Raw genomic sequence first — 7,661 nt, forward strand, 5'->3', positions numbered from 1 at the left:
TTACTCTTTCGTTAGTTTGGGCTTTTTTTAGAGACATATTCGAAGTTAGCAGTTAATATGACTTGTATTGAATAAGGGAAATTAACGATTCTTTGCCAAAAACATCCAAATTATTGTATTTCAACCATCGCGACCGGTAATTTCCCGTTTGCCGGCCATCCTGGGAAAGATACGTACCCAAAGGGCATAAGGCCAAAAAGTACCGGAGCACTTTTTGACCTTAAAAAGAATGTATATTAAGCAAAGAATTACTGAATTTCAACTTCAGCGCCAGCTTCAGTCAGCTTCGCTTTCAGATCTTCTGCTTCAGCCTTGCTAACGCCTTCTTTCACTGATTTCGGAGCACCGTCAACCAGTTCTTTGGCTTCTTTCAGACCGAGGCCAGTCAGGTCTTTTACAACCTTAACTACGTTCAGTTTGCTTGCACCTGCGGATTTCAGAACTACGTTGAACGCAGTTTTCTCTTCAGCAGCAGCAGCTCCGCCACCACCGTCAGCAGCTACAACAACTGCAGCAGCAGCAGGTTCGATACCGTATTCGTTCTTCAGAACGTCTGCCAGTTCCTGTACTTCCTTAACAGTAAGACCTACTAATTGTTCAGCTAATGCTTTTACGTCTGCCATTGTATGATATTTTTTGTAATGTTTTAAAATGTTGAATTAGAATATATTGTGACTTGGAAGCCAATGTTGTAACCGATTACTCGGCTGCGGGAGCAGCTACTTCTGCAGCGGCTTCTCCACCTTCTTCTTTCTTGCCTTTCTCGAGCAGGGCAGCGATTACGCGCTTTGCAGGAGATTGCAGCAGACCGATAACTTCGCCGATAAGCTCGTTCTTGGTCTTGATTTTCACCAGGTTAGCCAGCTGGTCGTCGCCCAGGAAGATCTCGTCAGCCACGAATGCAGCTTTCAGAACGGGCTTCTCCAGTTTCGCGTTCGCCTTGCGGAAAGTGCTCAGGATCACGGCGGGCTCTTTCGGGCTGTCGGAGAACATCAGGGCCGTTACGCCGTTCAGCGCTTCGTAGATACCTTGATATTTCTCACCGTCCAGGCTCTCGAGGGCCTTCTTGATCAGGGTGTTCTTCGCCACTTTCATTTCCACGTTCTTGTCGAAACAAACCCTTCTCAGGTGGTTCACCTGCGCTACCGTCAGCGACTCTGTATTGGTGATATAGAAGTTGTTATATTGAGTAAACTTGCCTTTCAGCAGCTCAATCACTTCATTTTTCTGGTCTTTGTTCATTGCAATTTATTTAGCATTGACGACTTACTGCCTTCACAGCCTCACGGCTCCGGCACCAACGGCCGTCAATTAGTTTTGAACAGATTTAGTGTCGATTACGATGCCCGGGCTCATGGTCGCCGCCATGCTCAGACCTTTCAGGTAAGTACCTTTCGCAGTAGCCGGTTTCAGCTTGATGATCGCGTTGATCAGCTCCTGGCTGTTCTGCTCGATCTTCTCGGGAGCGAAAGAAATACGGCCGATAGAAGCGTGGATGATACCAGCTTTATCTACCTTGAAGGTGATCTTACCGCCTTTCACCTCGTTTACAGCAGCTGCCACGTCGTTGGTAACAGTACCGGTCTTCGGGTTCGGCATCAGGTTACGGGGGCCCAGGATCTTACCCAGCTTACCGATCTTCGGCATCGTTGCGGGCGTCGCAATGATCACGTCAACATCGGTCCAGCCACCCTCGATCTGCGCGATGAAATCATCCAGACCTACGAAGTCGGCACCAGCCTCTCTTGCAGCAGCTTCTTTATCAGGCGTGCAGAGTACCAGTACCTTCTTGGTTTTACCAGTACCGTGGGGCAGTGTTACAGAACCACGGATTGCCTGGTCAGCTTTCTTGGGATCTACGCCCAGACGGATATGCAGGTCGACAGAAGAGTCGAACTTCGTGCAGTTGATATCTTTTACGAGTGCGGACGCCTCTTTCAGGCTGTAAGACTTGTTCTTGTCCACCTTCGTGTCAGCTACTTTTCTTTTTTTCGTTGCCATTTTCAGAATGTTTTACGTTTTTCCTGCTTGCACAGGGTGAACAATTTAGTTTTCCCAGGGAGCTTTACCGTCTACGGTGATACCCATGCTGCGCGCAGTACCAGCCACCATTCTCATGGCGCTTTCCAGCGTAAAGCAGTTCAGGTCAGGCATCTTGTCTTTCGCGATAGCCTCTACCTGATCCCAGGGTACTTTACCCACCTTGTTACGGTTAGGCTCTTTGGAACCACTCTGAATCTTCGCGGCTTCCATCAGTTGAACCGGAGCCGGAGGAGTTTTGATAACGAAATCAAAGGATTTGTCCGTGTAAACAGTCAGTAACACCGGTAATACCTTGCCCATTTTGTCCTGGGTGCGGGCATTGAACTGTTTGCAGAACTCCATGATGTTCACACCTTTCGAACCCAAAGCAGGGCCAATCGGAGGAGCAGGGTTGGCTTGGCCGCCCTTTACCTGCAATTTCACATACGTTGCAATCTCTTTTGCCATTGTGTTGTTTTTAATTTGGTTAAACGTCTCCCCTTCCGTTCCCGGAAGCAGAAACTCCCAAAACTCAAAAGTCGTTCGTTAAAAGACATTTTAAGGGGGATGCAAAGGTAGGTAATAATTAATTGATTAGCAAAAATTATTTGGACTTCGGCATTTTTTTTGCTATTATCCGGAGATAGGAAAATTGTACTATGACTAAGGGGTTGTAAATGAAAGAGATATATCTTCCATACCGAGCCCTGCAAAGATACGGATTTTCCCCCGCTTTCCCCTCCCGCCCGCCTCACCTTCCATTATTTTCTCCCCATCCATCCCGCCTTTTTTATAAATTTATCCCCTATAAGACTTATCCACATGCTATTGCTACTGCTCACACTATTGTTCCACGCAAACCCAAATCCACCATCCGGCATGAAAAATACCTTTATGTTCGTCGGCACCTATGCCGATGCCTCCGCACCAGGCATCCACATTCTCAACCTGAGCAACCAGCCACCGTACATCGCTCCCGCCCACACCCTCAGCGGCATCGCCAATCCATCTTTCCTCCACGTTTCCCCCGTCCATAGGATCCTGTACGCCGTCTCCGAAGTGGAAAATGGCGCTATCCAGGCTTACCATATTGCCGACAACGGCACCCTCGCCCCGGCCGGTGCCCCGCAACCCGCCGGCAACGGCCCCTGCCACGTCACCGCCGACCCGCAAAACCGCCACCTCGTCGTTTCCAACTACGGCGGCGGCAGCCTCACCATTTTCCCAACGGACCCCGCCGGCATCCCGCGCCCTGCCATTCAACGCCTGCATTTCAGCGGCACCGGGCCCAATAAAGACCGCCAGGAAGCGCCCCACGCCCACTCGGCCATCTTCTCCCCCGACGGTCAATATCTCCTGGCTGCCGACCTCGGCACCGACCGCATCTATATATATAATTACCAACCCTCCCACGCCCAACGCCCCCTCAGCCCCGCGAAGCAACCCTTCGCCACCACCGCTCCCGGCGGAGGACCGAGGCATATGGCCTTCTCGGCCGACGGCAAACAGCTTTTCGTCGTCCTCGAACTTACCGGCCAGGTACAGGTTTACAAATATGAGAACGGCAGCCTCACGCCCCGGCAAACCCTTCCCGCCACGCCCCCAGGTTATAAAGGCGATAATCCCAGCGGCGCCGACATCCACCTTTCCCCCGACGGCAAATTCCTCTACACCTCTCTTCGCGGCGACGTCCACCAAATCGCCATTTTCCGTGTCACCAACAACGGCCTCGAACCCGCCGGCCACCAGGCGCTGCCCGGCAAAGAGCCCCGTAATTTCTGCCTTTCGGCCGACGGCTCCCTGCTTTTTTGCGGCCTCCAGAAAAGCGGGCAAATCTCCATTTTCAGCAGAAACGCAGAAACCGGCCAGCTGACCAACACCGGCAACACGGTGGCGGTGCCGAATGCCGTTTGCCTGCAACCTATGCGGTAATTGCATGTCGCAACAGGCATAAAGTTGCCGATACAGGTATTTCGTAACTTCAGGGACATTAAACCCCCTTCGTTATGAAACGCATATGTTTGTTTATGCTCCTCGCCTGCAGCACCATTTTATCCGCCAACGCACAGGACGAAGCCGCGCAAAAAGCGTGGATGGATTACATGACGCCCGGCCCCATGCACAAAATGATGGCCATGGCCACCGGCACCTGGAACACCGATATTACTTTCTGGATGGCGCCCGACGGGCCTTCCTCCAAATCCACCGGCACCTGCGTGTACCGGATGGTCCTGGGCGACCGTTACCAGGAATCCGTGCATACGGGCGACATGGGCGGCATGCAGTTCGAGGGCCATGGGCTTACGGCCTACGACAACGCCAAGAAAGTGTTCCAATCGATCTGGTACGACAATATGGGTACCGGCATCATGATGCTGGAAGGCAAGCTGGACGAGGCGGCCCACACACTGACGCTCACTGGTCAGTCAACAGACCCCATGGGCAAGCCGCTCGGCATCCGTGAGGTTTTCAAATGGGTGGACGATAACACCCAGATGATGGAAATGTACATGATGCAGGACGGGAAAGAATTTAAGAGTATGGAAATGAAGCTGACGCGGAAGTAAGTGCCTGGAAGGCTTTCAAATTTTTAGGCGGCTGCGTGATTGCGCGGCCGTTTTTTGTTGCTGACCGTGAAGTGAACAATGGCTGCCAGGAAGCTGCAATTGTAAGAATAAGGCGCCAGCGCGGGTATCTGCATAAAACTATATCCGAAGTCTTTCGAAAAACTCCTATGCAGCGGGGTTATGATTTCGGGTATAAAAAAAGAGGCTGCCGGGGAGGCAACCTCTTTGAATATGGTGAAAAGCAGCTTAGCTGATTTTTTCTACCTGCATAAAGTTCAGCTCTACCGGAGTGGCGCGGCCGAAGATTTTCACGGTTACTTTCAGTTTCTTCTTGTCTTCGAGTACTTCTTCGATGACACCATTGAAGTCGTTGAAAGGGCCGTCGATGATCTTGATGGTTTCGCCGACGATGAACGGTTCGCTCATGGTCAGGCCCTGATCGGAGATTTCGTCTACTTTACCGAGCATTTTATTGACTTCGGATTTGCGGAGGGCGATGGGCTTTTCTTTACCGAGGAAGTGGATCACGCCGGAAACGTTGCGGATAGCCTGGATCACTTCGTCGTTCATTTTGCCTTCGATGGCTTCGATCATCACGTAACCGGGGTAGAAGTTTTTCTCGCGCATTACTTTTTTACCAGCCTGCACTTTATAAACTTTTTCCACGGGCAGGAAAACCTGGGTGATGACATTAGCCCAATCGCTGCGGCGAATCTCGATATCCAGGTACTCCTTTACTTTCTTCTCTTTGCCACTTACCACGCGCAGCACGTACCATTTGGTTTCCTGAGCGGGCTGAGTGGGGATTTGGGCTTCATCCATTATTGAAACAGTTTATAGTATTGCGATAAAACCAGGTGGGACGCCGTGTCCATTCCCCAAACCATCAGCGTGATGATGATGGTGGCGATCAGTACGATCATGGTGGAGGACTGCAGTTCCTTCCAGGTAGGCCAGGATACTTTATGTACCAGTTCGTGGTAGGATTCTCTGAAGTAGTTGGTGACTTTGTTCATGTGATTTTTTCTTGGGACTGAAGTTAAAAAACAATCCTGTTATGAACGATAAAAATTGCCTTCAAGGGAAATTGCGGATTTATTGTATAAGAAATCTGCAATTTAACTTTCCGGCAATTTAATTTTTTAATCCGCACGGGCACTAGGATTCGAACCCAGATCAAAGGTTTTGGAGACCCGTATGCTACCGTTGCACCATGCCCGTGTATAAGCCATCAGCACCTTTCGCTTTCACCGTCTGTAAAGATAATCTTTCGAAGATTACTTACGTAAGAACTGATGGCTTTTTTTTATTTTCTCAGTAGTAAACTACCGATTATTTCAGGATATCAGTCACCTGACCAGCACCTACGGTACGGCCACCTTCGCGGATAGCGAATTTCAGACCTTTCTCCATAGCGATCGGCTGGATCAGTTTAACAGTCAGGCCGATGTTATCACCAGGCATAACCATTTCAACACCTGCCGGCAGCTCAACCTCACCAGTTACGTCCGTAGTACGGAAGTAGAACTGAGGACGGTATTTCTGGAAGAACGGAGTGTGACGGCCACCTTCTTCTTTGCTCAGTACGTATACTTCGCATTTGAAGTCAGTGTGGGGAGTGATAGAACCGGGCTGGCAGATAACCATACCGCGACGGATCTGAGTTTTCTCAATACCGCGGAGGAGCAGACCGGCGTTGTCACCAGCTTCACCTTCGTCCAGCAGTTTTTTGAACATCTCAACGCCGGTGCAGGTAGATTTCATAGATTCTGCTTGCAGACCTACGATCTCAACGTTCTCACCAACTTTGATACGACCACGCTCGATACGACCGGTAGCAACAGTACCACGACCGGTGATGGAGAACACGTCTTCCACAGACATCAGGAACGGTTGGTCAACCGGACGGGGAGGCAGGGGAATGTAAGTATCTACAGCTTCCATCAGTTCTTCGATCTTAGCGATCCACTGGGGGTCGCCAGCGAGAGCGCCGGTAGCGGAACCCTGGATGATGGGAACATTATCGCCGTCGAAACCATAGGAAGACAGCAGTTCGCGCAGCTCGATCTCAACGAGTTCCAGCAACTCGGCGTCGTCCACCAGGTCAACTTTGTTCATGAATACAACCATACGGGGAACACCTACCTGGCGGGCCAGCAGTACGTGCTCTTTCGTTTGGGGCATCGGACCGTCGGTAGCAGCTACTACCAGGATAGCACCGTCCATCTGGGCGGCACCGGTGATCATGTTTTTCACATAGTCAGCGTGGCCAGGGCAGTCAACGTGAGCATAGTGACGGTTTGCAGTCTGATACTCTACGTGTGCTGTATTGATGGTGATACCTCTTTCTTTTTCTTCAGGAGCCGCGTCGATCTCATCATATCCTTTCTTCTCAGCCAAGCCCTTGTTTGCCAGAATTGTAGTAATGGCAGCAGTCAAGGTAGTTTTACCGTGGTCAACGTGACCAATGGTACCAATGTTAACGTGGGGTTTATCCCGCTTAAAGGTTTCTTTTGCCATTGTATTTTTTTTTAAGATGGTTTGTAAAGTTTATTGCTTTATTAGTTGTTAACTTATTACAAACTGGAGCCCGCCGCAGGAATTGAACCCGCTCCTTTCCGCTTACTGGCAGAACGCTCATCCATTGAGCTTACCGGCTGCGTTAAACTTCGAATTTCGGATACCGGCCACGGAAATTTCCCAGAAGGACTTTCCGGTTTCCCAGCATCCGAAACTTTTTGAGCTGTTGATGAGAATTGAACTCACGACCTCTTCCTTACCAAGGAAGTGCTCTACCCCTGAGCTACAACAGCGTTGATGGTGCCTTTAAGAGCGGGAGACGAGGTTCGAACCCGCGACCTACAGCTTGGAAGGCTGTCGCTCTACCAACTGAGCTACTCCCGCACATCGCTTTGCCTCTGCTACGTTGCTCCCAGACACTCTCCGCAAAGCTTGCTTCTTTTTTGTGGGCAGGACAGGATTCGAACCTGTGAAGTCGAAAGACAGCGGATTTACAGTCCGCCCCATTTGGCCGCTCTGGAACCTGCCCGGATCGGTATCACTACCATTCCC

9 protein-coding genes and 4 tRNA genes are annotated in these 7,661 nt (G+C 50.5%); 2 read left to right on the top strand and 11 right to left on the bottom strand.

The genetic code is table 11. The features are described 5' to 3' along the window. Nucleotides 1-248 precede the first annotated feature (248 nt). The 4 genes from rplL to rplK all read right to left on the bottom strand — a co-directional run bounded on the left by rplL (nt 249) and on the right by rplK (nt 2,490). Entirely contained in the window at nt 249-623 is a 375-nt protein-coding gene (gene rplL / locus Q0510_RS23610) for a 50S ribosomal protein L7/L12 (protein ID WP_298717360.1), read from the bottom strand. A 76-nt stretch (nt 624-699) separates the two neighbouring features. Continuing rightward, nucleotides 700-1,242 (bottom strand): 50S ribosomal protein L10, encoded by a 543-nt coding sequence (rplJ, locus tag Q0510_RS23615; protein WP_298717363.1) that lies wholly within the window; start codon nt 1,240-1,242, stop codon nt 700-702. A 69-nt stretch (nt 1,243-1,311) separates the two neighbouring features. Then, a complete protein-coding gene (rplA, locus tag Q0510_RS23620) occupies nt 1,312-2,001 on the bottom strand; it encodes a 50S ribosomal protein L1 (protein WP_298717366.1) in 690 nt (229 codons plus the stop codon). A 45-nt stretch (nt 2,002-2,046) separates the two neighbouring features. Continuing rightward, complete coding sequence (rplK, locus tag Q0510_RS23625; protein ID WP_298717369.1) at nt 2,047-2,490, bottom strand: 50S ribosomal protein L11; 444 nt, start codon at nt 2,488-2,490, stop codon at nt 2,047-2,049. A gap of 411 nt (nt 2,491-2,901) precedes the next feature. Between rplK and Q0510_RS23630 the strand changes: the two genes are divergently transcribed. Then, a complete protein-coding gene (locus Q0510_RS23630; RefSeq protein ID WP_298717372.1) occupies nt 2,902-3,954 on the top strand; it encodes a lactonase family protein in 1,053 nt (350 codons plus the stop codon). A 74-nt stretch (nt 3,955-4,028) separates the two neighbouring features. Then, entirely contained in the window at nt 4,029-4,589 is a 561-nt protein-coding gene (locus Q0510_RS23635) for a DUF1579 domain-containing protein (protein ID WP_298717374.1), read from the top strand. Between the two features lie 246 nt (nt 4,590-4,835). On the opposite strand, the gene nusG is transcribed toward Q0510_RS23635, so the two are convergent. The 7 genes from nusG to Q0510_RS23670 form a co-directional block, all read right to left on the bottom strand. After that, a complete protein-coding gene (gene nusG / locus Q0510_RS23640) occupies nt 4,836-5,411 on the bottom strand; it encodes a transcription termination/antitermination protein NusG (RefSeq protein WP_298717376.1) in 576 nt (191 codons plus the stop codon). Continuing rightward, on the bottom strand, nt 5,411-5,605 hold the full coding sequence (gene secE / locus Q0510_RS23645; RefSeq protein ID WP_298717379.1) for a preprotein translocase subunit SecE: 195 nt from the start codon (nt 5,603-5,605) through the stop codon (nt 5,411-5,413). The genes nusG and secE overlap by 1 nt, the downstream gene beginning before the upstream one ends. A 134-nt stretch (nt 5,606-5,739) precedes the next feature. Continuing rightward, nucleotides 5,740-5,810 (bottom strand) — tRNA-Trp (locus tag Q0510_RS23650). A 111-nt stretch (nt 5,811-5,921) separates the two neighbouring features. Continuing rightward, a complete protein-coding gene (tuf, locus tag Q0510_RS23655; protein WP_298717382.1) occupies nt 5,922-7,109 on the bottom strand; it encodes an elongation factor Tu in 1,188 nt (395 codons plus the stop codon). 221 nt (nt 7,110-7,330) lie between these two features. Further along, nucleotides 7,331-7,402: transfer RNA gene (locus tag Q0510_RS23660), tRNA-Thr, on the bottom strand. An 18-nt stretch (nt 7,403-7,420) separates the two neighbouring features. After that, nucleotides 7,421-7,493 (bottom strand) — tRNA-Gly (locus tag Q0510_RS23665). Nucleotides 7,494-7,555: 62 nt separating this feature from the next. Further along, a tRNA-Tyr gene (locus Q0510_RS23670) sits at nt 7,556-7,638 on the bottom strand. Between the last annotated feature and the right edge of the window lie 23 nt (nt 7,639-7,661).

It is taken from the genome of uncultured Chitinophaga sp. (assembly GCF_937874145.1).
Taxonomy (GTDB): domain Bacteria; phylum Bacteroidota; class Bacteroidia; order Chitinophagales; family Chitinophagaceae; genus Chitinophaga.